The sequence below is a fragment of the Streptomyces sp. NPDC059906 genome, from assembly GCF_042730645.1.
In the GTDB taxonomy this organism is placed as follows: Bacteria; Actinomycetota; Actinomycetes; order Streptomycetales; family Streptomycetaceae; genus Streptomyces; species Streptomyces rubrogriseus.
The window spans coordinates 360,263-382,618 of the sequence record NZ_JBHWKU010000002.1 but is presented as its reverse complement, the minus strand read 5'-3'; the positions used below and the strand labels follow the sequence as shown (position 1 = coordinate 382,618).

Sequence of the window (22,356 nt, the reverse complement as noted above, 5' to 3'; positions counted from 1 at the left end):
ACCGGCACCGGGCGCTGCCGCGGTCGCCCCGGTGCCGGCGGGGATCGTGGTCAGTCGGCGTACATCACACCCCGGGCCGGGGAAAAGCGGTGGGCCACGAGGTCCTCCTCGGGGATCGCCCAGTACACGGTGATGCCCTCCAGGCCGTACATCCCGGGGTGCCACTGGGCCAGAAGCGTCCAGTCACCGCGCCGCGCCGCGTCCCCGCCGTCGTCGAACGCGCACTGCGCCACAGGGTCGCCCCACCCCTGGGCGTCCAGGGCGTAGCCGCCGAGCTGGAGTTGCGGGCCTTTGCGCCAGTAGCCCTCGGAGTGGATGTTCGACCACACCTCGCCCAGTTCCTCGGCGTGCGGATGGTCCTTCAGGAGCGGGTCGCCCTCGAAGTTCTCGTAGTCGGGCAGGGAGACGTCGTACTCCAGACGGATCTCCCCACGGAGTTCGCCGTCGAAGTCGACGTCGCCCAACTCGTGGTCCGGCTCGTAGTCGTGATGCCACACACGCTCCCCGACCTCGGCGCCGGCCGGTACGTACACCGCGTAGGCGCACGAGGAGCCGTGGTACTCGCTCATCTCCCGTGCGGGCCAGGCGAACAGGAGCAGATGGCCGTCGGAGGGCAGCGAGAGGTTCGTCGCGCCCTCGGGCAGGGCCGCGAGGTCCAGGGTGGCGACGAGGTGCTCGTGGTGGCCCACGTCCGGATCGTCGCCGTACACCGGGAAGGTCACGTCGGGCGGCAGTGTCACCGGGGTGCCGAAGTGCCCCACGACCGGGCCCTCCCCGTCCGACGACAGCACCAGGCTGGGCCGTGCCAGACCCAGCCAACGCTCCACGTCGCCCTCGGGAATACCCTGCGCGAGCGCCGCGTCGCGGAAGCGGGCCAGCTTCTCGCTCGCCCCGGGGTCCCGGACGCCCGTCGCGGGCTGTCTCTCCGCCGGAAGGCCCGTGGGGAGGCCTCCGCCGGAGCGGGTCGGTCGGGAACCGGACGGAACGGACATGTGACACCTCAGTGAGTCGCCGACGGTTGGCCTGCTCCGTACCGTCCGGCCAGGCGACCGGCGGACGGCTGCTACCAGGCACTCTCACACAGGGGACCGACAATCACGGATCCCTCGGCTCCGACCGTACGCCCGGAGGGGGCCTTCAGGGCGTCGAGGAAGGCGGCGAACGCCTCCGCCGGGAAGCCGAGGGCGGCCCGGGCGGGGGCCTTGCTGTCGCGGACGGCGACGTGGCTGGTCGAGGTGGCTATCTCCACGCAGCTGTTGCCATCGCCTTCGCCGGAGTAGGACGACTTGCGCCACTTGCCCATGGTGCTCACAGCTTCCCCTCCACCCCCTTGATCCCGTCAACGAATGCCGCGAAGGCCCCAGTCGGGACAGTAAGCGTTCCATACGAAGGGGCCTTGGAGTCGCGGACGGCAACATGGGTCGGCGAGTTCGCGACTTCCACACACTCGTTGCCGTCGCCCTCGCCCGAGTAGGAGGACTTCCGCCAGTTGGCATGAGTGCTCATCGGTACCTCACAGCTCCTTCGCCAACTGATGGATGAGATCACGCGACTTGCCGGGTTCGAGAGACGCTGCCTCCACCATACGGAAACGCGTTCGGTAAGCGTTGAGCTGAGCCTCGGAGTCAATGAAGACCGAACCGTGAGGTGCGTCCCGCACGACGGTGTCCAGCTTGGACAAGGGACCACTCACGTACGTCATGGTGCTGGAGGCTCTGGCGAAATTGTCCAGGTCGAAGGGAATGACACGCACGGTGATGTGGTCCGCCTCGGAGAGTTCTGCGAGCCGCGCCAGTTGCGCCCTTGACTTGTCACGGTCACCGACCCTGATCCGGAGTGCGGCTTCATGGATCACTGCCTCGTAGGGGATGGCCACCGCTTGGCGCGCCTTACGGTGCTGGATGCGCACCTCCAACTCCTCGGCGGTCAGCGCTGGCAGCCTGGACGAAAAGACAGCGCGCGAATAGTCCTCGGTCTGGAGCAGCCCCGGCACGTACAGGATGGCCACGTGGCGGAGCAACCGGGCGTGGTGTTCCAGCTCGGACAGGTCCAGGAACGGCGTGGGGAGCAAGCCTCGGTACTCCTCCCACCAGCCGGTCGACCGCTCGGTGGCCATAGTGACGAGCGCATCGATGAACTCCTCATCCGTACAGGCGTAGTGAGAGGCCAAGCGGCGAACTCGCTGCTCACTGACACCCGCGAGGGCGGACTCGATGTGAGTGATCTGAGCGGGCGCCACACCGAGCAGCTCCGCCGCCTGGCGTGAGTTGAGCCCCGCCGCTTCACGGAGTCTGCGCAGTTCGGTTGCCAGTCGCACCTGACGTGCCGTTGGTTCGCGCCTCTTCACCATCGACTGGCCCTCTTCACACGACTGTTGGTGCAACTCGTTCGGCGTCAGATTACGGGATCGACTTGCCGCGTCCCTAAATTTAGATCTACCGTCGGTGACGCGACGCACACCGTGCGACACCGGGTCACCGGAAGCGCACCGCCCCGTCCTGCCATGACGGCTGCGGCATAGACACCGGGCCCGCCTCTCACCCCACCGCCCTCTGCGAGGAGTTCCGCATGCCCGAAAACGAACCGTGGGAGTACTCCCTCTACATCCCCAACGACCTGCGCGCCGTCACCATCAGCCGCCGCACCCTCCGCCTGGTCCTCACCATGCACGGCCTGATCCGCCTCGTCGACGTCGCCGAACTGCTCGCCACGGAGCTGGTCTCCAACGCCGTACGGCACACCAAGGGCCCCGCCGCCCTCCGCATCCGCTGGTCGCCGCCGGGGACCCTGCGGATCGGGGCGTGGGACGCGGACCCAGAACCGCCGGAACCGCCCGCGCGGTTCGAGAGGGTGGCGGAGCTGGAGGAAGGACGCGGACTGGCGCTGGTGCGGGCCTGCGCGGACGTGTGGGGGTGGCATCCGCTGGCCAGGCACGGCAACCGGGGCAAGTACGTGTGGTGCGAGCTGGCGGCGGCCTGAAATAGGCATACAAGAGGCATACAAGAAGCCCCGCATAGCACAAGCCGCCCGGGGCATTCTCACCAACGCGAGTCGGCTACAGCACCAGCCGCTCGGGGCTGTCGAGCCACAGGCGCTCGCTCTCTTCGTCCGCTGTGAGGCCAACCGCTGAAGCCCAGAGCGAGTCTGTCAAACGAGCACGGGACAGAGCCGATCGGTTTACAGTCCCTCAAGGCTCAGTGGCGCCGGACATGCGACGTCGGTCTTTCGTCGTGTGCCACCAAACTCTGAGCGGCTGCGCCCGTAGCCAAGGTTGAGCCTCTAACGGACAGCCGAAGCAGGGGAAGAGGTGGCGCACGAACGCAACGGCGTCAGTTGGTGCTGCGGAGGAAGGTGCTGAGGCTGATGTTCCAGCTGGTCGTGGTAGCGCTGGCCCAGCCGGGAACCGCTGCACCCTGACGCTCCATCCAGGCAGCCCGATGCGGCATCGGACGCTCGCAAAGCCGCCGCGAACGCGGCTACGGACGCCGGCAAGGCGGATGCTGCGAAGAAGGCCGCTGTCACAGCCCGCAATGCGGCGCAGGGAGCAACCAAGGCGGCCGATGCGGCAGATCAGGCCGTGAAGGCTGCCGCAGCCGCTGGCACGGCCGCCCTCTCCGCCGCCAGTGCGGGAAGCAATGCCGCTGCCGCCGCGGATGCCGCGGTCGTCGCTGGTCAGTACGCCGGGCAGAGCAGCGCTGAGGCCGAGCTCGCCAGGTCGGCTGCCGCATCGGCGCACAGGCAGGCCGCAGAGGCCAACCGAGCGGCCAAGGCCGCCGGGTCACTGGCCTCCAAGGCGGCCACGGCAGCGACACAAGCCCGCGACTCCGCCCGATCCGCTGCATCGCATGCCTTGAAGGCCGCAGACGCTGCAGACGACGCCGCTGCTCACGCCGGCGAGGCCAATGCGGCGGCCGAACGGTCCACCGCCCACGCCAATGCGGCCACGGAGGCAGCCGACACCGCTTCGAAGGCCGCCGAGCAGGCCAGCAGCGTCTACTCGCTGGCACGTCAGATCGAGGCGGAGGACCTCCTCACTCGCACCAACGCAGGCATCGCCGCTGCTCAGGACCTTAAAGCCGAGGAGCAGGCCCAGGAGACCGAGCGCACCACTCAGGCCGACGCGTTGACGCAAGCCCGTCAAACTGCTGAGGACCTGGCACTTAAGGCCCAGCAGGGGGTGAGTGACGAGGAGATCGCCAAGCTCGGTCGGCAACTCGCCCTGACCGATGCCAAGTACGGCGAATCCTGGCTTCGCGCCGGAGCTCAGACGGCGCTCGGTGGCGAGACTGCTGACGTCGTCAGGTACGTGCGAACGGGCCGCGCCGAGGCACAAGCTCAGGATGATCGCGCGGCTGTGGAGAGGCTCGCGGAAGAGAGCTCCGTGAAGGCGGTCCGTGACGCCGCCGAGCAAGCCCTCGACGGCGACGCCGCTACGGTCAGCGCTTTCCTCCTCAAGGGACAGTACGAGGCGGGGCGACAGTCCTTCCGGGTAGCGGTGGCGCAGGCCGCCGACGCGGGTGGTCCAATCGTCAAGGACAAGGCGCGTCAGGCGCTGAACGCAGCGTCCACCGACGCCTACCGCACGTTCCTCACCTCCACCCTCGCCGAGGCCCAGCAGCAGGATGAACGGGTCCGAGCCGCGCAGCTGATCGACAGCGGAACTCCCGAGGTCAAGGCAGCCGCGCGCATCGCCTTGGAAGGGCCCGCCGACCTGCTTCACCGCTTCATCCAGTCAGGTCAGTACACAGCCCAGCGCAAGGACCTGCTGGCTTTGACCCACCAGCAGCAAGTCCAACAGCTGGTCTCGGCGGCTGCCGGGGTGGCGGCCGAAGCGCAGGAAGACGCGGCGTACGCGCAGTCCACAGCCGCAACCGCTCGCAAGGCTGCAGCCGAGGCCTCCCGCTGGGCCGCCGCAGCAAAGGCCTCCTCGGCCAACGCCGACAAGTACGCCAAGGAAGCCGACCAGCACGCCAAGGACGCCGAAGCCTCCGCGAAGCAGGCAGCCCAGTCCGCCAGCACGGCACGCGCTGCTGCGCAGCGAGCCAACAACTCGGCGCACCAGGCCGCCGTCTCAGCCAGCGACGCGACCCTGTCGGCCGAACTGGCCCAAGGCTCGGCCAGCATGGCCTGGGCATCCGCCAACAGCGCCAAGGTCTCGGCGGAGCGGGCCGGCAAGAGCGCGTCCGAAGCCCTCGGCGCGGCCACGGACGCCTTTGTGGCCGCGGTGAAGAAGCAACGTGAGGAGGAGGAACAGAGGCGCCGCGAGGCGGTGGCCAAGAAGGAAGCCGCCGAACAGCAGGGAACGTCTCCTGCCGACCTATACCGCTGCGGCATCCTCGGTTGCGAGGCCCAGGAGAACCCAGGCCGCTGGTGCCAGCACAACGAAGTGTTCTGCGATGTGCTGTCCATGGGCCCCGGTCTGGAAGCAGCCGGCAAGGAACTGTGGGAATTCGAGAAGACCATCTCCGGCCTCGGCGAACTGGAGAACTGCGCACGTAAGGGTGACCTCTGGGCGTGCTGGCAGCTGCAGAAGGACGTCACGCTGGCGTCCAAGTTCCGTGCGCTCAGTGTGGCCTACCAGGCATTGCGTCAACTCAGCAGGGGCTGCACCCAGTGCTTCTTGCCCGGTACCCAGGTCCTCATGGCCGACGGCAGCCACAAGCCGATCGAAAAGACCAAGACCGGCGACATGGTCCGCGCCACGGACCCGGTCACCGGCGAGAGCGGACCGCGAAGGGTCACGCGCCAGATCATCAGCCACGGCGACAAGCACCTCACCGCGGTGACGATCCGTGGGCCGACCGGTGACAAGGCCGAGATCACTGCCACCGAAGACCACCCGTTCTGGAGCACCAACCTCCGCAACTGGGTCAGCGCCGCCAGCCTGCTGCCCGGCGATACGCTGCGCACCGACCACGGCACCGTCGCCACGGTCCTCAGCAACCGGCTCGTCGACCGCACGGTCACCACCTACAGCCTGACGGTCGAAGACCTACACTCCTTCTACGTACTCGCTGGGCGCACGCCCCTCCTGGTCCACAACAGCGAGTGCAGGGTTCTCGTCCTAGGAGTCACTGAGCACATCGAGCAGGCGACGAAGGACGTGCCCAATGGCTACAACCACATGGATCCTTCACTCAATACTGTCGAGGGGTATCTTCCCGGCAACGTACCTTTCACCAAGTGGATGTCACTGGTGAATGCCGCCATGAGGAAAAATCAGAAGATTGCCGTCAGCCTGAAGGGGTTCGCCCCCAGAGGCGGCACATGGCAGCAGAAGTTCGACCGCGCAGTGACGAACGGGCAGGGCACAAACTGGAAATCTACAGAGTGGGAGATGGGTCGCCTCGAATACTACTATCGGACGGAAGATCTCGACTGGGACAACGTGACCTTCTACGACGACGCTGGGGAGGCGCTTCCGAAGGGCACCATTGCCCCTCCGCTGCCGCCGGGAAAGGAACGTAATTGACAAGCCAGTATTCATCGAGCCGGCATTTCACTGTGTGGCAGTACACCATTGCCCACCACAGTCGGATCTTGTTGCGCAGCCCCCGCCGCACGCTGTCTGACGTACGGATCGACCTGCACATAGGCAGTGTCAGTGCCATGCTCGTCCGGCCGTCATATGACGGGCTCGTGATCCGTGGCTGTGTAGAGAGCGAGATGGAACTGATCGCTTCGATCGTCGGGCCGCAAGTCTTTGCGAGAGGAGAGCGGGTCCATGTCATCGGCGAGGACCGGATGACCGGCTTCATCCTTGGTGGCCCGCTCGAGCACCAGGAAGCCTGCATGGCTGACGATGAACCATCCGGGTTCCTTCGCATGCCTGCCACCAAGTAGTGCCGCCGCGCGTCCCGGTCCTGAGAGGTGGGGCCGGGACGCGCGGTCCAGAAAAGATGGGCGACCATGAGCTACACGTACACGTCTGAACGGATCTTCACTCTGTGGCACTACACCGCCGCACATGGCAGCGTGCTACTACTTCGCGCTAAGCCGGACGCCACCGATCCAAGGGTCGACCTGTATTTCCAGGATGTCCGCGTCTTTTTGCTGGAGCCGATCAACCGCGGGATCTCCATTCGACCGGCGACACCCAGCGAAGAGCAGCAGATCGCCGACCTCAGTGGTTTGGACATTGACCCCGCCAATCATGTGCATGCGGTGGGCGACCGCCTTATGCGTGGCTTCATCGTGGGTGGTCCGCTACAGCGTCACGAGGACTTTCGAGAGTACGACGAACCGTCTCACTTCGGGCCCATCCCGGGCACCCCATGATCGAAACCGAAACTGCCGGGCGGCCCACCGCCACGGCAGCCGGGGAGGCCTGACAGGCGGGCCCCGGGTAGTAAAGGCATCCCCCCGGGGGGGCCCGGTATGGAGTCGTGCCGTTCAAGTGGGCCTGGACATGGCTCGGCAGTCGGTCAGCAAGCATCTGGCGGTGTTGGAGGGCGCCAACCTGGTCACCACCGTGCGGCGGGGCCGGGAGAAGTTGCACTACCTCAGCGCCGAGCCGATCAACGCCATCGCCGAACGCTGGATCAGCCGCTACGACCAGGAGCGGGTACACGCACTCGCCGACCTCAAGCACGTGCTGGAGAGCAACGCCATGGGCAGCAACGCGTTCGTGTACACGACCTACATCAGGACCACGCCCGAGCGGCCGTGGCAGGGCCTGACCGATCCGGAGTTCACCCGCCGCTACTGGGGGGAGTTCGGTACCGACTGGGCGGCCGGGTCGCCCGTGGTGTGGCGGAGCGGGGGGCCGAGACCGCCCACCCCGAGCAGGTCGTCCTCGAGTCCGATCCGCCCCGTCGGATGTCGTACACCTGACACACCTTCACGCCGGAATGGGCGGCGGCCAACGGGATCGACGACGAGACCCTCGCCAGGCTCTCCGCCGATCGACGCTCGAAGGTCGCCTTCGACATCGAGGACCTCGGCGGCGGCGGCTCGGTGAAGCTGACCGTCGTCCACGACGGGTTCGAGCCCGGCAGTACCGTCCGCGAGACGATCCAGCACGGCTGGCCGGCCCTGCTGTCCAGCCTCAAGACGCTGCTGGAGACCGGTCAGACGCTTCCGGAACCGCGGTGAGCCGGGCGCTCACCGGCTCAGGGTCGCCTCCTCGCGCATGTACGACAGCTTCTCCGGGTTGCGCACCGCGTAGAGCCCGGTGATGCGGCCCTCGTCGAAGCGCACCGCGACCACGGTGTCGAGTTCGCCGTCGAGCCGGATGACCAGGGCGGGGTGCCCGTTGACCTGGGCCGGGTCCATCGTCATCACGACGGGCAGCTTGCGCAGGCCGCCCAGCATGAGGCGGGCCACCTTGTCGGCGCCGACGACGGGCCGCAGGACCGCCTGCTTGATGCCGCCGCCGTCGCCGAGCAGGACGACGTCCGGGGAGAGGATGTCGAGCAGCCCTTGCAGGTCGCCCGTCTCCACGGCCCGCTGGAATGCGGCGAGCGCCTCGCGGGACTCGGTCGCCGACACCGCTCCGCGCGGCCGGCGGGCCGCGACGTGTGCCCGGGCACGGTGCGCGATCTGCCGGACGGCGGCGGGGCTCTTCTCCACCGCCTCGGCGATCTCGTCGTAGCCGAGGTCGAACACCTCGCGCAGCACGAACACCGCCCGCTCGGTCGGCGCGAGTGTCTCCATGACCAGCATCATCGCCATCGACACGCTGTCGGCCAGCTCGACGTCCTCAGCCACGTCGGGCGTGGTGAGCAGCGGCTCGGGCAGCCAGGAGCCGACGTAGGACTCCTTGCGGCGGCCGAGCGTACGCAGCCGGTTCAGGGCCTGGCGGGTGGTGATGCGGACCAGGTACGCGCGCCGGTCGCGCACCGTGTCGAGGTCGACTCCCGCCCACTTCAGCCAGGTCTCCTGGAGGACGTCCTCCGCGTCGGCGGCGGAGCCGAGCATCTCGTAGGCGACGGTGAAGAGCAGGTTGCGGTGGGCGACGAAGGCCTCCGTGGCGCCGTCCTGTTCACGGCCGCTGTTCTCGCTGGTCACCAGCTTCTCCCGTTCGTTCGGTTCCGGCGGTGTCTCGTGCACGGGACACCGGCCGCCGGGATTCCGTGACACCCGTCGGCGGTGTCCTGGGTCACGTCCGCGTCCTGTCACAGGGTGCGGGGCGGCGGCGTCTTGTGTTCGTCACCGAGGCATCGACACAGCGAGGACGAGATCATGGACACTCGATTCAATCTGTTCGAGAACGAGTTCGCCGGTCGGTTCACGAAGCGGTTCGCCGGCATCGGCATGCTGCTGCACGAGTCGCCGCTGCCGAAGGCCACGCAGGAGCTGGTGTCCCTGCGGGCCAGCCAGATCAACGGCTGCGGCCACTGCATCGACATGCACGTCAAGGAGGCCGCGGCCGCCGGGGAGAGCGCGGTCCGGCTGCACCTGGTCGCCGCCTGGCGCGAGTCCACCGTGTTCACCGAGGCCGAGCAGGCGGCGCTGGCCCTCGCCGAGGAGGGCACCCGGCTCGCCGACGCGCACGAGGGCGTGTCCGACGAGACGTGGGAGCTGGTGCGCAAGCACTACGACGACGACCAGGTCGCCGCGCTGATCTGCCTGGTCGCCATGATCAACGCGGCCAACCGGCTGGCCGTGATCACACATCAGAAGGGCGGCTCGTACGAGGCGGGGATGTTCGCGGCGGCCGTGGGCTGACTGCCGCAAGCGGTCGGGGCGGCACCCGGGGCGACCTCGCCCCGGGTGCCGCCCCTTTCTGCGGTCACGTTTCTCCGGTCACGTTTCTCCGGTCACGATTCCGTCTCGGCCCCGGCCGACCCCTTGATTCCCCTCGTGTAATCGTTTCCAATCCTCCGTGTAATCGATTCCACGAGGAGGTGGAACGACGATGGCGAGCATCAAGGACGTCGCCGCCGAGGCGGGCGTGTCCGTCGCGACGGTCTCGCGGGCGCTCAACGGCCACCCGTCGGTCAGCGCCGCCGCACGCGCCCGTGTGCTGGCCGCCGTCGAGACGCTGGGCTACCGCCCGAACGCCCTCGCCAGGTCGCTGCGCACCGACCAGACCCGCACCCTCGGCCTGGTCATCAGCGACGTGATGAACCCGTACTTCACCGAGCTGGCCCGCTCCGTCGAGGAGGAGGCCCGCGCGCTCGGCTACAGCGTCATCATCGGCAACGCCGACGAGCGGCCCGACCTCCAGGACCACCACGTCACCACGCTCCTGGACCGGCGGATCGACGGGCTCCTCGTCTCCCCCACCGACGGGGGCTCCCCGCGCATGCTGGACGCCGCGCGGGCCGGGACGCCGATGGTCTTCGTCGACCGGTGGATCCCCGGCGTGGACGTGCCGGTCGTGAGGTCGGACGGGCGGGCGGCCGTACGGGATCTCGTCGCGCATCTGCACGGGCTCGGGCACCGGCGGCTCGCAATCATCGCCGGGCCCGCCGCCACGACCACCGGACGCGAGCGCGTCGACGCCTTCCGCGAGGCGCTGGCCGCGTACGGGCTTGACCTCCCCGACGCCTACATCGGCCAGGGCGACTTCCAGGCCGGCAGCGGGCGCCGGGTCACCGAGGGCTTCCTCGACCTGCCCGAGCCGCCCGAGGTCGTCTTCGCCGCCGACAACCTGATGGCGCTCGGCGCGCTGGACGCCGTACGGGCACGCGGGCTGCGGGTCCCCGAGGACGTCGGGCTCGCCGCGTTCGACGACATCCCGTGGTTCGTGCACACCGATCCGCCGGTCACCGCGATCGCCCAGCCCACCCGCGAGCTGGGGCGGGCGGCCGTACGCGCGCTCGTCGAGCGGATCGCGGGGCGGGCCGGTGAGTCCGTGACCCTTCCGGCCCGGCTCGTCGTGCGCCGCTCGTGCGGCGAGCCGCCGCCCGTCGACTCCGAGCAACCCAGCGAACAACCCAGCGAACACCCCCCGTCCCCCTCCCCCGTACGAAGGAGTACGCCGTGAGCAGCCGCAGTCCGGACGAGTTGCTGCGTATCGAGGGCATCCGCAAGACCTTCCCCGGCGTGGTCGCGCTCGACAGCGTCGACTTCGACCTGCGCCGGGGCGAGGTGCACGTGCTCCTCGGTGAGAACGGCGCGGGCAAGAGCACGCTCATCAAGATGCTCTCCGGCGCCTACACGCCCGACGCCGGGCGGATCCTGGCCGGTGGCGAGGAGGTGCGCATCCACGGTGCGCAGGACTCCGAGCGCCTCGGGATCGCCACCATCTACCAGGAGTTCAACCTGGTCCCCGACCTGACGGTGGCCGAGAACATCTTCCTGGGGCGCCAGCCCCGCCGGCTCGGCATGATCGACCGGAAGCGGATGGACGCCGACGCCGAGGTGCTGCTGGAGCGGGTGGGGGTCAACGTGTCTCCCCGCGCGCGGGTGCGTGAACTCGGCATCGCGCGGCTCCAGATGGTCGAGATCGCCAAGGCGCTCAGCCTGAACGCGCGCGTGCTCGTCATGGACGAACCGACCGCCGTACTGACCTCCGAGGAGGTCGAGAAGCTGTTCGCCATCGTGCGGCGGCTGCGCGAGGACGGCGTCGGGATCGTCTTCATCACCCACCACCTGGAGGAGATCGCCGCCCTCGGCGACCGGGTCACCGTCATCCGGGACGGCAGGAGCGTCGGGCAGGTGCCCGCCTCCACGCCGGAGGACGAGCTGGTCCGGCTCATGGTCGGGCGGTCGATCGAGCAGCAGTACCCGCGCGAGCGCACCGACGCCGGTGAGGCGCTGCTCAAGGTGGAGGGGCTGACGCGGGACGGGGTCTTCCACGACGTCGGCTTCGAGGTGCGGGCCGGTGAGGTCGTCGGCATCGCCGGGCTGGTCGGGGCGGGGCGTACGGAGGTGGTGCGGGCGGTGTTCGGCGCCGATCCCTACGACGCCGGGACCGTGCGGGTCGCGGGTACGCCGCTGCGGCGGCACGACGTGAACGCCGCCATGGCCGCCGGGATCGGGCTCGTGCCCGAGGACCGCAAGGGGCAGGGGCTGGTCCTCGACGCCTCCGTCGAGGAGAACCTCGGGCTCGTCACGCTCCGCTCCACCGCCCGCGCCGGTCTCGTCGACCTCAGGGGGCAGCACGTGGCGGCCGAGCGGATCGCCGGGCAGCTCGGCGTGCGGATGGCCGGGCTCGGGCAGCACGTGCGCACGCTGTCCGGCGGCAACCAGCAGAAGGTCGTCATCGGCAAGTGGCTGCTGGCGAACACCAAGGTGCTGATCCTCGACGAGCCGACGCGCGGCATCGACGTCGGCGCCAAGGTCGAAATCTACCAGCTCATCAACGAACTGACGGCCGCCGGTGCCGCCGTGCTCATGATCTCCAGCGATCTGCCGGAGGTGCTCGGCATGAGCGACCGCGTGGTCGTCATGGCGCAGGGGCGCGTCGCGGGTGAACTCACCGCCGACCAGGCCACCCAGGACGCCGTGATGGCGCTCGCCGTCAGCACGCACACCGGCGACTCCACGCACACCAACGACTCCTCACACATTGACGGAACGGAGGCCTCCCGTGGCCACTGACACGCTCAAGAGCAAGCCGGGCGCGCAGGGCGCCACGGGCGGTCTGCGCCGCCTGCTGCTCGACAACGGCGCGCTGACCGCGCTGATCGTCCTCGTCATCGTCATGTCGGCGCTGTCCGGGGACTTCCTGACCGCCGACAACCTCCTCAACGTCGGCGTCCAGGCCGCCGTCACCGCGATCCTCGCCTTCGGCGTCACCTTCGTCATCGTCTCGGCGGGCATCGACCTGTCGGTCGGTTCGGTCGCCGCGCTGTCGGCCACCGTGCTGGCCTGGAGCGCCACCGAGGCCGGGATGCCGGTCGCGCTCGCGGTGCTGCTGTCCGTCCTGACGGGCATCGCCTGCGGTCTGGTGAACGGTTTCCTCATCTCGTACGGGAAGCTGCCGCCGTTCATCGCGACGCTCGCCATGCTGTCGGTGGGGCGCGGTCTGTCGCTGGTCATCTCGCAGGGTTCGCCGATCGCCTTCCCGGACTCGGTCTCGCACCTCGGTGACACGCTCGGCGGGTGGCTGCCGGTGCCGGTGCTCGTGATGATCGTGATGGGGCTGATCACCGCGTTCGTCCTCGGCCGGACCTACATCGGCCGCTCCATGTACGCCATCGGCGGCAACGAGGAGGCCGCGCGGCTGTCCGGGCTGCGGGTGAAGCGGCAGAAGCTCGCCATCTACGCCTTCTCCGGCCTGTTCGCCGCCGCCGCGGGCATCGTGCTCGCCTCCCGGCTCTCCTCCGCGCAGCCGCAGGCCGCGCAGGGCTACGAGCTGGACGCCATCGCCGCCGTCGTCATCGGCGGAGCCTCGCTGGCGGGCGGCACCGGCAAGGCGTCCGGCACGCTGATCGGCGCGCTGATCCTCGCGGTGCTGCGCAACGGCCTCAACCTGCTGTCCGTCTCCGCGTTCTGGCAGCAGGTCGTCATCGGTGTCGTCATCGCGCTCGCGGTGCTCTTCGACACGCTGCGCCGCAAGGCGGGCGCGGTCACTCCGGCGGCCGGGGCGTCGGGCGGCGGCAACCGGGGCAGGCAGGCACTCACGTACGTGATCGCGGCCGTCGTCGCGGTGGCCGTGGTCGGCGCGACCTCGCTGCTGCACAACGGCTCCTCCGGCGGCAAGGACCAGAAGATAGGGCTGTCGCTGTCCACGCTGAACAACCCGTTCTTCGTGCAGATCAGGAACGGCGCGGAGGAGGAGGCGAAGAAGCTGGGCGTGGACCTGACGGTCACGGACGCCCAGAACGACGCCTCCCAGCAGGCCAACCAGCTGCAGAACTTCGTCAGCGGCAGCCTGTCCGCGGTCATCGTCAACCCGGTGGACTCCGACGCGGCCGGTCCCTCGGTGCGCTCCGCCAACAAGGACGACATCCCGGTCATCGCCGTGGACCGCGGCGTCAACAAGGCGGACACGTCCGCGCTGGTCGCCTCCGACAACGTCGAGGGCGGGCAGTTGGGCGCCAAGGCGCTTGCCGAGAAGCTCGGCGGCAAGGGCACCATCGTCATCCTCCAGGGGCAGGCCGGCACCTCCGCCAGCCGGGAGCGCGGGGCGGGCTTCGCGGCCGGGCTCAAGGCGTACCCGGGCATCAAGGTGGTCGCCAAGCAGCCCGCGGACTTCGACCGCACCAAGGGCCTGGACGTGATGACCAACCTGCTCCAGGCGCACCCGGACGTCGACGGCGTCTTCGCGGAGAACGACGAGATGGCGCTGGGCGCGATCAAGGCGCTGGGTTCGAAGGCCGGGAAGTCGGTCCAGGTCGTCGGCTTCGACGGCACGCCGGACGGGCTGAAGGCGGTCCAGGACGGCACGCTGTACGCGTCGGTGGCGCAGCAGCCGAAGGAACTGGGCAGGATCGCCGTACAGAACGCGGTGCGGGCTGCCGAGGACAAGAAGGTGGAGCAGACGGTGAAGGTGCCCGTGAAGGTCGTCACCAAGGAGAACGTGGCCGGCTTCGAGGGCTGAGCCCATCCCGCTCGCAATCACTCGTTCGATTCATTCGATCGGAGAACGACTGATGTACGACTACGACCTGCTGGTCGTGGGGTCGGCCAACGCCGACCTGGTGATCGGTGTCGAGCGGCGGCCCGGTGCCGGTGAGACGGTGCTCGGCTCCGACCTGGCCGTCCACCCGGGCGGCAAGGGCGGCAACCAGGCCGTCGCCGCCGCCCGGCTCGGTGCCCGTACGGCCCTGCTGGCCCGGGTCGGCGACGACGACTACGGCCGGCTGCTGCTGGACTCGCAGCGGGCGGCCGGTGTCGACACGGTCGGCGTGCTGGTGGGCGGCGCCCCGACCGGCGTCGCGCTGATCACCGTCGACCCGTCCGGGGACAACAGCATCGTGGTCTCGCCGGGTGCGAACGGCCGCCTGGCGCCAGGGGACGTACGGGCGGCGGCCAGCCTCTTCCACGCCTCCCGGGTGGTCTCCACGCAGTTGGAGATCCCGCTGGAGACGGTCGTGGAGGTGGTCCGCTCGCTCGCGCCGGACAGCCGTTTCGTGCTGAACCCGTCGCCGCCGCGGCCGCTTCCGCAGGAGGTGCTGGCCGCCTGCGACCCGCTGATCGTCAACGAGCACGAGGCGAAGGTGATCCTCGGCGACTCCCTGGTCGGCGAGCGCCCCGAGGACTGGGCCCGCGTCCTGCTGGCCAAGGGTCCGCGCTCGGTGGTCGTGACGCTGGGCGCCGAGGGCGCGCTGGTCGCGTCGGCGGCCGGCGGCGTGGTCCGGGTGCCGTCCGTGAAGGTGGACGCCGTGGACACGACGGGCGCGGGCGACGCGTTCACCGCGGCTCTGGCCTGGCGGCTCGGCACCGGCGAGTCGCTCGCCGACGCGGCGGCGTACGCGGCCCGGGTGGGCGCGGCGGCGGTCACGAAGGCGGGGGCGCAGGAGTCGTACCCGACGGCGGCGGAGGCCGAGGCACTGTGAAGAGGGCGGGGATACTCAACCGGCACCTCGCGGGTGCCCTCGCCGAACTCGGCCACGGGGACGGCGTCCTGGTGTGCGACGCGGGCATGCCCGTTCCCGGCGGGCCGCGCGTCGTCGACCTCGCCTTCCGGGCCGGGGTGCCGTCCTTCGCGGAGGTGCTGGACGGCCTGCTCGCCGAGCTGGTCGTCGAGGGCGCGACGGCGGCGCGGGAGGTCCGGGAGGCCAACGCGGAGTGCGCCGCGCTGCTCGACGGACACTTCCCCGCCCTCGAACTCGTCCCGCACGAGCGGCTGAAGGAGCTGTCGGCGGGCGCGCGGCTGATCGTGCGCACCGGGGAGGCACGGCCGTACGCCAATGTGCTGCTGCGGTGCGGGGTCTTCTTCTGAGGTTCTGGGGACCGTCCGCGAACGCGGAGGGAAGTTTGAGGGGGCCCGGTCGTCGACCGAGCCCCCTCGGGTTTCCCCTCCCGTTCGGAACCCCGCGGTTTCCCCCCCGGGTACCCCCACAGGAGTTCCGATGCCAAGTACGACCCACGGGACCGCACAAGGGTTGCACGGTCGGCTGGACTGTTTCTCGCCGATTCCGAGGGGCCGGCGTCCGCCCGACAGGCCACCCAATAGGATCATCTGTCCGATGGATGCCAGCAGTTGCCTGACGCTGCCGAACAGGACGGGAGATGCGTCATGACGCTGCCCGACACACCGACGGGTCACGGGAAGAAGCCGGACCTGCGTGTTTCCGACGACGACCTGACCAGGCTCGCGGACGACCTCGACGACATGCAGGACCACCTGGACAAGCAGGTCAAGCGGATGGACGGGGTGGTGGACCGCATAGAGGCCGGCTGGCGTGGCCCGGCCGGGACCGCCTACCGGGGCTTCCACCGGGCAGCGGCCGAGGACGCCGTGCGGATCCGTGAGGTCATACGGCACCTCGAACAGGCCGTGCGCCTGAGCAGAGACGGCTTCACTCAACGCGAACTGGACGTACTGGCTCAGGTCCAGCGCGTTCAGGTCGACGTCGGAAGTGAGGTCGACAGGTTGTCGACACCGCATGCGGAGGCCGGTTCGGACGCTGCTCCGACCGCTCCTCCGCGCAGCGCCCTGGACTCGTTCTGAGAACTCTGCCCAAGACGCCATTCGTTCGAGGAGTCATTGACACACGGGGGAGACATGCCAGAACAAGGACCTACTAGTAGTGCTTGGTCATGTTGGTGTGGGGTCTGGTATGTCGCGGTGACAGGTGGGGCAGGCGCCGGTCCAGATCGCGAGGAGTCGTTGTAGCTCGCGGACGACTCGGTAGAGGCTCAGGCCGACGCCGTCTCTTTTGGGGATCGGCTCAGTCGCTGCAGAGTGCAGAAGGCGTGGGCGACTGAGACGAGGGTGACGTGGTGGTGCCAGCCTGGCCAGGTTCGGCCTTCGAAGTGGGCCAGGCCGAGGGCCTGTTTCATCTCGCGGTAGTCGTTCTCGATGCGCCAGCGGAGTTTCGCGGTGCGCACGAGGACGGGCAGGGGGGGTGGTCTCGGGCAGGTTGGAGAGCCAGAACTGCACGGGCTCGTCCTGGTCGGCGGGCCATTCGGCCAGCAGCCAGCGCACCGGAAGCCCGGTGCCGACCGTGGCCTTGCGGATCTCGCGTCCGGCGGGCCGGATCCGCAAGGCCACGAAGCGCGAGTACATGCGTTTGTGTCCGCTGCGGCCACTGCCGGGCCGCGAGCCCTCCCGCCACTGCACCGGCCGAGCGGCGTGTTTCCCGGCCGCGTTGACCAGGCTCTTCACGGTCTGCGCCGGCTCGGGGTAGGCAGACACCGGCCGCCGGCCCAGACCGGAATAGGCCGGGGTGCACGGCTGTGCGTCCTCGGGTTGCGCGGTGGTCGTGGCCGAGATGCCCACCACGTAGTCGAGACCGCGTTCCTCCAGGCCGAGCCGGAACGCGGCGGTATCCCCGTAGCCGCCGTCGGCGATGACCTGGGGCACCTCGATGCCCCAGGACCGCGTCTCGTCGATCATGTCGAGGGCCAGCTGCCACTTCTCGACATGCCCCACCTCGGCAGGAATGGCGCACTTGTCGCGACGGGCGACCTTGGCCGGATCGGCCTTCGGCGAAGCGGGATCCCAGCTCCCAGGCAGGAACAGACGCCAGTTCACCGCCGCCGAGGCGCCGTCGGAAGCCAGGTGCAACGAGAGGCCGGCCTGGCAGTTGGTGACCTTGCCCGCCGTGCCGGTGTACTGACGGGCCACACACGCGGACGCGTCCCCGTCCTTGAGGAACCCGGTGTCATCGATGATCAGCGCGGTGGGCTTGACGACCGGCTGCATACGCCAGGCCAACCGGGCCCGCACATGCGCCGCATCCCACGGGCTGGACGTGACGAAGTGGGCCAGGGCCTGCCGGTTCCCGTCCGCGCCCAGGCGGGCAGCCATCGGCTCCACCGACTTGCGCCCGCCCTCCAGCAGCAGACCCCGGAGATAGATCCCGCCCCACCGTCGCTGATCCGCCCGCGCGAACGGCTCGAACATCTCCGCCGCGAAGTCCTCCAGATCACACCGGACCGCAGCCAACTCCCCACCCAGCACACCCGGTCAACGACACGACCGATCAAGAAGACACGCCACCACGGACCGCACATGACCAAGCACTACTAGTGATCACATATCTGTTTCCTTCGACACGCTCAGCGAGCTCGCCGTCGAGCTGGAGGACATCCTCAGGAAGCTGAACGAGAAGCTGGACGACCTCTACGACCGCGTCGTCCCGGTCGTGCTGTCCTGGGAGGGGCAGGCACGGGAGGTCTTCGTCGACAAGCTCGATGAATGGGACCGCTCGGCCCAGGACCTCCAGGCGGCCCAGAAGTGGCTGCATGAGATCGTGACGACCGGTCACGTCAATTACACGGTGGCGCACCAGGCCGTGCTCCGCGGCTGGGGAGCCGCCTGATGGCCACGCCGACGGGGTCTCCCAACGGTACGGTCGACGTCACTCCGTCCGTCCTGTACGGCGTCTCGACCGGCTTCGCCGCACAGCAGGACCAGATGCACCGAGGCGTGAAGTCGTTCCTGACCGAACTGGCGCGGTACCCCGACGGGGGTGGCAGGGGAACGGCCGTCCAGGGCTTCACCAGCGCCTACAAGGACGTCAGCGAACGCTTCCTGGAGGTCTGGGCCAAATCCGTGGTCAGCGTAGGTGGCGCCGCGGTCGGTTTCACCGTCACGGGGAACAACTACGCGGCGGCCGACGCCGCAACCAATCCGTCTCCCACCGCCCGGCCTCAACACCAGCGGCCTCCCGTCGTGATCGACGCCCCTCCCTCGTACGGTCCTGTCACGGACTTCAAGTGGGGAGACATCGACGACGGGCAGGACTTCGTCCAGCGCGCTCTGGAGGGAGTGGAGGCCGTGGTCCTGACGGTGCTGCGCCCACTGCTCGAAGACGCCTGTCGTTGGGGCAAGGCGGCCGAGATCCTGCCACTGCCGAACCACCACCGCGTCAACTCCGTCTCGGAGACGTGGCGGATGCCGCAGATCACTCTGGCTGCCGTGGGCGGAACGCTGACGCCCATGCTTCAGAGCATCACTCAGCAGTCCGACAGTGAGTGGCATGGCGCCATGCGGACGTTCTGCAGCACACTGTGGGGTACCTCAGCCTGGGGCCAGGAGCGCAACGGCTACAACTGGAAGAACGACAGCCTCGGTAGTCCAGGGGCCAACCATCCAGTCTTCGCCGTACTGTTCGACACCTGCGAAGTGATGGTGGACGCCGTCTATCACTTCGCAAAAGCTGCCGAAGACGTCCGCGAGGACCTCCATCGGATCTATCGCAAGGCAGTCATCGACACCCTGCCTGAGATCGACCTGAGCGACGGCGTGGGCCTCAAGGACGTCAAGAACCTTGGCAAGGGGCTGCTGAAATTCGGCAAGGGCCTGGTCACCGACCTGTCGTCCGGAATCGTACTGAACATGGACGAACAGGCCATGAACAATGCGGTGACCGAGTACAACAACCGAATCGATCGCCAGACGCGCAGGATAAAAGACTTACTGGACGCCCTGGACGAGGCATACAACAGCGCACCGACATTCGACGCCGAGGCGGCACGCGCCGAATCCTTCGGCGCTCGAGCGTTGACAGACTTCAAGGGTGACCCCTTGTACACGGTGCCTGGGGACAGCGAGTCGAATCATAGATATCCCATCGATTTGGCGAACCAGGAAGGGATACATGGAAGCCATGTGATCGACAAGCACGTGGGCAAAACGGACATGCAGTTGGCTCAACGCCTCAGGGATCAGCCAACCATCGACGCTGCATCCTCCTTCTCGAACCTGACCGTCGCCCAGAAGACCACACAGGAGTCCGTGGAGTTCGTGGGTCCACCTAACGGAAGCGGACAGAAGAATGCTGGCGTAAACAATCAAAAGTTGATTGAAAAATGGCTTTCAAAACCTCGCAAGGACAATTCGATCCTGCCCCTCGAAACCGTAGAGTTCAACCATGTGACCGGGCGCACCGTAGAGGCTGGAAACCCCTCGGCGAGTGCGGCAGCGGACACGCACAGTGTGAAGGTCGTACTCAAGTACAAGAACGGCCTCACTCCCCCGTACGTCGTTTACACATCAATGCCAACACTTCCCTGATCCTGATGCCGAGGGCCAACGAATGAAGCAGCAGCATCAACTCCCCATGTGTGCGCAGGGATACTTCGACGAACGTCAGACCTTTGTGGCGCTGTCTCACAGGAAGGATGACGACTGGTATCAGGTAGCCACCGAACTGGTCAGAGGAAACGCTGCACTACATAATGTGGACGCCTCAGAGTTGAGGGACAGCGTCATGGAGATTTCCCGAAAAGGCGCCCTCGATCTCGCCACGCTGATTTCCGCAGGATCCCTCCTGTACGGGCCTCGATATTCAGCACAGCGAAGGGATCACGGGCGAGATTCCTGTCTGTCCGATGTGTTGGATTCCGTAGGCGAGGGGGCACGATACTTCACCAATCACGGCGAGGCCGAAGAAGGAAACGCCGCAAACTTCCTGGCTTCCACGTACCATGTCAACGCCCTAGCCGATACGGCCCTCGACGTATGCCTCATCGGAGTGTCGCGCGACAGAATTCTGATCCTTTGGAGATTCGAGGACGATTGAGACTTGATGGCCACCATCCCGCGCATGGCACTTACCGCCGTACTTGGGTATACCTGCCAGTTCCCGTCGACGTTCACGCAGCTCCGCAGCCAAACCAGACGAGAAACATCGGCCTCGAATTCAGTCAGCCCGTGGGCCGTTCCCGGCGGCCATCCTCCGTATGTTGTACTTACCGCGATGCCCAGCGACACCCTTCCCAACTCATGAACAGGAGCGCCGTGCCGGAGCAAGAACCTGTTGTCGACGCAGAGTCCTGGGGAGCTGCCGTACTTGAGCTGTTCGGTGGCGGCTGGACCTTCGCACAGGTCGGGCCCAGGCGCCACGACGACTGGCACCGGGACGTGACCACGGTCATGGCGCTCAAGGCCACCGATCCACGACGCTGGGCTTCACTCGACTACGCGCCTGAAATCGGCGAGAACCGCAGCGGTACGAATTCGCCGTTCTTTCCCTATAGCCCCGAGGAGATCGGGACATCCCTGCACGAGGTCGGAGGGGAATCAGCCGGCCGACTCCTCGTTGCTCTACAAGGCGACATGTACCAAGCCGCCAACATTCCTGACTTCGATCAGCGGAAGGAATCACTGTTCCGCAGCTCTCGGACGATCTTGTCGCGATTCGGCACCCCCTGCCGCTTCTTCACGAACGCCGCCGAAGCGCACAGGAACCCTGCCGCCGACCTTCTGAACCCCGACACAGAGTGGGATTGCCTTTCCGTCTACACCACTGACTGTGGGCTCGTCGCCGTGTCCGACACGGAGATCGGCGTCTTCTGGGCCTTCTTCGAAGACTGAAGGGACGCGACCTTGCGCAGCCGATCCGCCACCTACCCCGATCACGAGACCGCCCAGTGGGCCACCCAGCAGGTCGTGAATGCCAACGAGCAGGTCATCCACCGTTGGCTGGCCCAGTCCACTCGGTCACGCCTGACCATCGAGGCGTCCTGGCCGACACGCAGCGCACCGGTGGGACGCGTTCTGCTGCAAGCCATGATGCTCGCAGGACGTGGTCCCGTCGACGTACGCGCGGCCCGGGTCATCCTCAGACGGGAGCCCACAGGCCCGCACGGATTCACCGTCCACGCAACCTTCCCCGTCTACTTGTAGGGGCCTGCCATGCCTCTGAGCCCCATCGATCACGACCGCCGCTACGGCGAACTGGAGCAGGTTTTCCGGGCTTACATCGGGCAACCAGCCGACGACACTCCGGACCGGGCCGGACAGGCCTTGACCGCGTACCTCCGCCAGACCTGGCATACCCGCCCGTGGGCGCTGGCGATCGCCGAGCAGCAGCTTCGCGAGTACGCGGATCACCCACCGGGCCGGCTGCGGCTGAAACTTGGAGAGCTCCACGCGGTCCCGGACGTGGGCCTGGCCGGCGGTGAGGTCCAGCAGTGGCTGCGATGCCTCGCCGACCACGTCAGACGCAGCATCGAGAGAGGTGACGTGCCGCCCCCGTCGCTCCCCGCGACTCATTGGGAGTGGCACGCCCGGTTCCCCGAGACCGGGCAGTTCCTGGCCGGTTGGTTCTCACAGGACATGCCGGACGAGTTCGCCCACCATGACGAGGCGGTGGAGGACTACCGGTCCTCCACCGACCCGCATCTCGTGGCGCGTCTCGTCGGTGAACTGCACGAGCTGTGCGCCCTCGGGCTGGACGAGTCCAGTTACGCGCTGGCGGTAGCCGAACTGGGCATGGAGGTCGACCCGCCGGCACCGTACGGCACCGACGGGTGGCTGACGCTGGTGGCCGAGCGCCTCGGCGCGCCACGCGCCGAGTACGGGCCCGGCCCCCAGACAGACACAGCTCTCTGAGGCCGGGG

24 protein-coding genes and 1 pseudogene are annotated in these 22,356 nt (G+C 68.1%); 19 read left to right on the top strand and 6 right to left on the bottom strand.

Annotated features, from left to right (window positions below; genetic code table 11):
• Positions 1–50: 50 nt before the first annotated feature.
• The 4 genes from ACFV9J_RS04730 to ACFV9J_RS04715 form a co-directional block, all read right to left on the bottom strand.
• Positions 51–992: a DUF1963 domain-containing protein gene (locus ACFV9J_RS04730; protein WP_385349803.1), complete on the bottom strand. Its 942-nt coding sequence runs from the start codon at positions 990–992 to the stop codon at positions 51–53.
• Positions 993–1,063: 71 nt separating this feature from the next.
• Positions 1,064–1,303, bottom strand: a complete 240-nt coding sequence (locus ACFV9J_RS04725; RefSeq protein WP_385350107.1) for a DUF397 domain-containing protein — start codon at positions 1,301–1,303, stop codon at positions 1,064–1,066.
• A gap of 5 nt (positions 1,304–1,308) precedes the next feature.
• Positions 1,309–1,506, bottom strand: a complete 198-nt coding sequence (locus tag ACFV9J_RS04720) for a DUF397 domain-containing protein (protein ID WP_385349800.1) — start codon at positions 1,504–1,506, stop codon at positions 1,309–1,311.
• 7 nt (positions 1,507–1,513) lie between these two features.
• Positions 1,514–2,350 (bottom strand): helix-turn-helix domain-containing protein, encoded by an 837-nt coding sequence (locus tag ACFV9J_RS04715; protein WP_385349798.1) that lies wholly within the window; start codon positions 2,348–2,350, stop codon positions 1,514–1,516.
• Positions 2,351–2,568: 218 nt separating this feature from the next.
• Between ACFV9J_RS04715 and ACFV9J_RS04710 the strand changes: the two genes are divergently transcribed.
• The 6 genes from ACFV9J_RS04710 (at position 2,569) to ACFV9J_RS04685 (ending at position 8,094) form a co-directional block, all read left to right on the top strand.
• A complete protein-coding gene (locus ACFV9J_RS04710; RefSeq protein WP_136207783.1) occupies positions 2,569–2,979 on the top strand; it encodes an ATP-binding protein in 411 nt (136 codons plus the stop codon).
• A gap of 598 nt (positions 2,980–3,577) precedes the next feature.
• Positions 3,578–6,472 (top strand): polymorphic toxin-type HINT domain-containing protein, encoded by a 2,895-nt coding sequence (locus ACFV9J_RS04705; RefSeq protein WP_385349795.1) that lies wholly within the window; start codon positions 3,578–3,580, stop codon positions 6,470–6,472.
• A complete protein-coding gene (locus ACFV9J_RS04700; RefSeq protein ID WP_385349792.1) occupies positions 6,469–6,843 on the top strand; it encodes a hypothetical protein in 375 nt (124 codons plus the stop codon). The genes ACFV9J_RS04705 and ACFV9J_RS04700 overlap by 4 nt, the downstream gene beginning before the upstream one ends.
• A 66-nt stretch (positions 6,844–6,909) precedes the next feature.
• Entirely contained in the window at positions 6,910–7,278 is a 369-nt protein-coding gene (locus tag ACFV9J_RS04695; RefSeq protein ID WP_385349789.1) for a hypothetical protein, read from the top strand.
• Positions 7,279–7,408: 130 nt separating this feature from the next.
• Complete coding sequence (locus ACFV9J_RS04690; protein ID WP_385349787.1) at positions 7,409–7,960, top strand: hypothetical protein; 552 nt, start codon at positions 7,409–7,411, stop codon at positions 7,958–7,960.
• Positions 7,957–8,094 (top strand): hypothetical protein, encoded by a 138-nt coding sequence (locus tag ACFV9J_RS04685; protein ID WP_385349784.1) that lies wholly within the window; start codon positions 7,957–7,959, stop codon positions 8,092–8,094. Before ACFV9J_RS04690 ends, ACFV9J_RS04685 begins: the two co-directional genes overlap by 4 nt.
• Positions 8,095–8,103: 9 nt before the next feature.
• Here the strand turns inward: ACFV9J_RS04685 and ACFV9J_RS04680 are convergent, their stop codons facing one another.
• Positions 8,104–9,051, bottom strand: coding sequence for an RNA polymerase sigma-70 factor (locus ACFV9J_RS04680; protein WP_385349781.1), 948 nt, complete (start codon positions 9,049–9,051; stop codon positions 8,104–8,106).
• A 132-nt stretch (positions 9,052–9,183) separates the two neighbouring features.
• On the opposite strand from ACFV9J_RS04680, the gene ACFV9J_RS04675 reads away from it, so the two are divergent.
• The 7 genes from ACFV9J_RS04675 (at position 9,184) to ACFV9J_RS04645 (ending at position 16,513) form a co-directional block, all read left to right on the top strand.
• Positions 9,184–9,669: a carboxymuconolactone decarboxylase family protein gene (locus ACFV9J_RS04675; protein ID WP_385349778.1), complete on the top strand. Its 486-nt coding sequence runs from the start codon at positions 9,184–9,186 to the stop codon at positions 9,667–9,669.
• A 190-nt stretch (positions 9,670–9,859) separates the two neighbouring features.
• Positions 9,860–10,933 (top strand): LacI family DNA-binding transcriptional regulator, encoded by a 1,074-nt coding sequence (locus tag ACFV9J_RS04670; protein WP_385349776.1) that lies wholly within the window; start codon positions 9,860–9,862, stop codon positions 10,931–10,933.
• On the top strand, positions 10,930–12,492 hold the full coding sequence (locus ACFV9J_RS04665; RefSeq protein ID WP_385349774.1) for a sugar ABC transporter ATP-binding protein: 1,563 nt from the start codon (positions 10,930–10,932) through the stop codon (positions 12,490–12,492). Before ACFV9J_RS04670 ends, ACFV9J_RS04665 begins: the two co-directional genes overlap by 4 nt.
• Positions 12,482–14,437, top strand: coding sequence for a substrate-binding domain-containing protein (locus ACFV9J_RS04660; RefSeq protein WP_385349771.1), 1,956 nt, complete (start codon positions 12,482–12,484; stop codon positions 14,435–14,437). Before ACFV9J_RS04665 ends, ACFV9J_RS04660 begins: the two co-directional genes overlap by 11 nt.
• Positions 14,438–14,489: 52 nt before the next feature.
• Positions 14,490–15,395, top strand: coding sequence for a ribokinase (locus ACFV9J_RS04655; RefSeq protein WP_385349769.1), 906 nt, complete (start codon positions 14,490–14,492; stop codon positions 15,393–15,395).
• The gene (gene rbsD / locus ACFV9J_RS04650; RefSeq protein ID WP_385349766.1) at positions 15,392–15,781 is read left to right on the top strand and encodes a D-ribose pyranase; all 390 of its coding nucleotides are present in this window, start codon (positions 15,392–15,394) and stop codon (positions 15,779–15,781) included. Before ACFV9J_RS04655 ends, rbsD begins: the two co-directional genes overlap by 4 nt.
• Before the next feature lie 297 nt (positions 15,782–16,078).
• On the top strand, positions 16,079–16,513 hold the full coding sequence (locus tag ACFV9J_RS04645; protein WP_385349763.1) for a WXG100 family type VII secretion target: 435 nt from the start codon (positions 16,079–16,081) through the stop codon (positions 16,511–16,513).
• 188 nt (positions 16,514–16,701) lie between these two features.
• Here ACFV9J_RS04645 and ACFV9J_RS04640 read toward each other — a convergent pair.
• Positions 16,702–17,911 (bottom strand): annotated as a pseudogene (locus ACFV9J_RS04640) (IS701 family transposase).
• Between the two features lie 133 nt (positions 17,912–18,044).
• Between ACFV9J_RS04640 and ACFV9J_RS04635 the strand changes: the two are divergent.
• From ACFV9J_RS04635 to ACFV9J_RS04610, 6 genes are all read left to right on the top strand, one after another.
• On the top strand, positions 18,045–18,329 hold the full coding sequence (locus tag ACFV9J_RS04635; RefSeq protein WP_385350104.1) for a WXG100 family type VII secretion target: 285 nt from the start codon (positions 18,045–18,047) through the stop codon (positions 18,327–18,329).
• A complete protein-coding gene (locus ACFV9J_RS04630; RefSeq protein WP_385349760.1) occupies positions 18,329–20,026 on the top strand; it encodes an RNase A-like domain-containing protein in 1,698 nt (565 codons plus the stop codon). Before ACFV9J_RS04635 ends, ACFV9J_RS04630 begins: the two co-directional genes overlap by 1 nt.
• Before the next feature lie 22 nt (positions 20,027–20,048).
• The gene (locus tag ACFV9J_RS04625; protein ID WP_385349757.1) at positions 20,049–20,534 is read left to right on the top strand and encodes a hypothetical protein; all 486 of its coding nucleotides are present in this window, start codon (positions 20,049–20,051) and stop codon (positions 20,532–20,534) included.
• 203 nt (positions 20,535–20,737) lie between these two features.
• On the top strand, positions 20,738–21,328 hold the full coding sequence (locus ACFV9J_RS04620; RefSeq protein ID WP_385349755.1) for a hypothetical protein: 591 nt from the start codon (positions 20,738–20,740) through the stop codon (positions 21,326–21,328).
• A 12-nt stretch (positions 21,329–21,340) separates the two neighbouring features.
• A complete protein-coding gene (locus ACFV9J_RS04615) occupies positions 21,341–21,640 on the top strand; it encodes an RNase A-like domain-containing protein (protein WP_385349752.1) in 300 nt (99 codons plus the stop codon).
• A 9-nt stretch (positions 21,641–21,649) separates the two neighbouring features.
• Positions 21,650–22,348: a contact-dependent growth inhibition system immunity protein gene (locus ACFV9J_RS04610; protein ID WP_385349749.1), complete on the top strand. Its 699-nt coding sequence runs from the start codon at positions 21,650–21,652 to the stop codon at positions 22,346–22,348.
• The last annotated feature ends 8 nt before the right edge of the window (positions 22,349–22,356 follow it).

Bases quoted from the DNA above. Each gene is read 5' to 3' on its own strand.
- ACFV9J_RS04695 (WP_385349789.1), top strand. From the start codon at position 6,910: ATGAGCTACACGTACACGTCTGAACGGATCTTCACTCTGTGGCACTAC.
- ACFV9J_RS04625 (WP_385349757.1), top strand. From the start codon at position 20,049: ATGAAGCAGCAGCATCAACTCCCCATGTGTGCGCAGGGATACTTCGAC.
- ACFV9J_RS04670 (WP_385349776.1), top strand. From the start codon at position 9,860: ATGGCGAGCATCAAGGACGTCGCCGCCGAGGCGGGCGTGTCCGTCGCG.
- ACFV9J_RS04720 (WP_385349800.1), bottom strand. From the start codon at position 1,506: ATGAGCACTCATGCCAACTGGCGGAAGTCCTCCTACTCGGGCGAGGGC.
- ACFV9J_RS04620 (WP_385349755.1), top strand. From the start codon at position 20,738: ATGAACAGGAGCGCCGTGCCGGAGCAAGAACCTGTTGTCGACGCAGAG.
- ACFV9J_RS04715 (WP_385349798.1), bottom strand. From the start codon at position 2,350: ATGGTGAAGAGGCGCGAACCAACGGCACGTCAGGTGCGACTGGCAACC.
- ACFV9J_RS04725 (WP_385350107.1), bottom strand. From the start codon at position 1,303: ATGGGCAAGTGGCGCAAGTCGTCCTACTCCGGCGAAGGCGATGGCAAC.
- ACFV9J_RS04730 (WP_385349803.1), bottom strand. From the start codon at position 992: ATGTCCGTTCCGTCCGGTTCCCGACCGACCCGCTCCGGCGGAGGCCTC.
- ACFV9J_RS04675 (WP_385349778.1), top strand. From the start codon at position 9,184: ATGGACACTCGATTCAATCTGTTCGAGAACGAGTTCGCCGGTCGGTTC.
- ACFV9J_RS04655 (WP_385349769.1), top strand. From the start codon at position 14,490: ATGTACGACTACGACCTGCTGGTCGTGGGGTCGGCCAACGCCGACCTG.
- ACFV9J_RS04690 (WP_385349787.1), top strand. From the start codon at position 7,409: ATGGCTCGGCAGTCGGTCAGCAAGCATCTGGCGGTGTTGGAGGGCGCC.
- ACFV9J_RS04610 (WP_385349749.1), top strand. From the start codon at position 21,650: ATGCCTCTGAGCCCCATCGATCACGACCGCCGCTACGGCGAACTGGAG.
- ACFV9J_RS04710 (WP_136207783.1), top strand. From the start codon at position 2,569: ATGCCCGAAAACGAACCGTGGGAGTACTCCCTCTACATCCCCAACGAC.
- ACFV9J_RS04630 (WP_385349760.1), top strand. From the start codon at position 18,329: ATGGCCACGCCGACGGGGTCTCCCAACGGTACGGTCGACGTCACTCCG.
- ACFV9J_RS04645 (WP_385349763.1), top strand. From the start codon at position 16,079: ATGACGCTGCCCGACACACCGACGGGTCACGGGAAGAAGCCGGACCTG.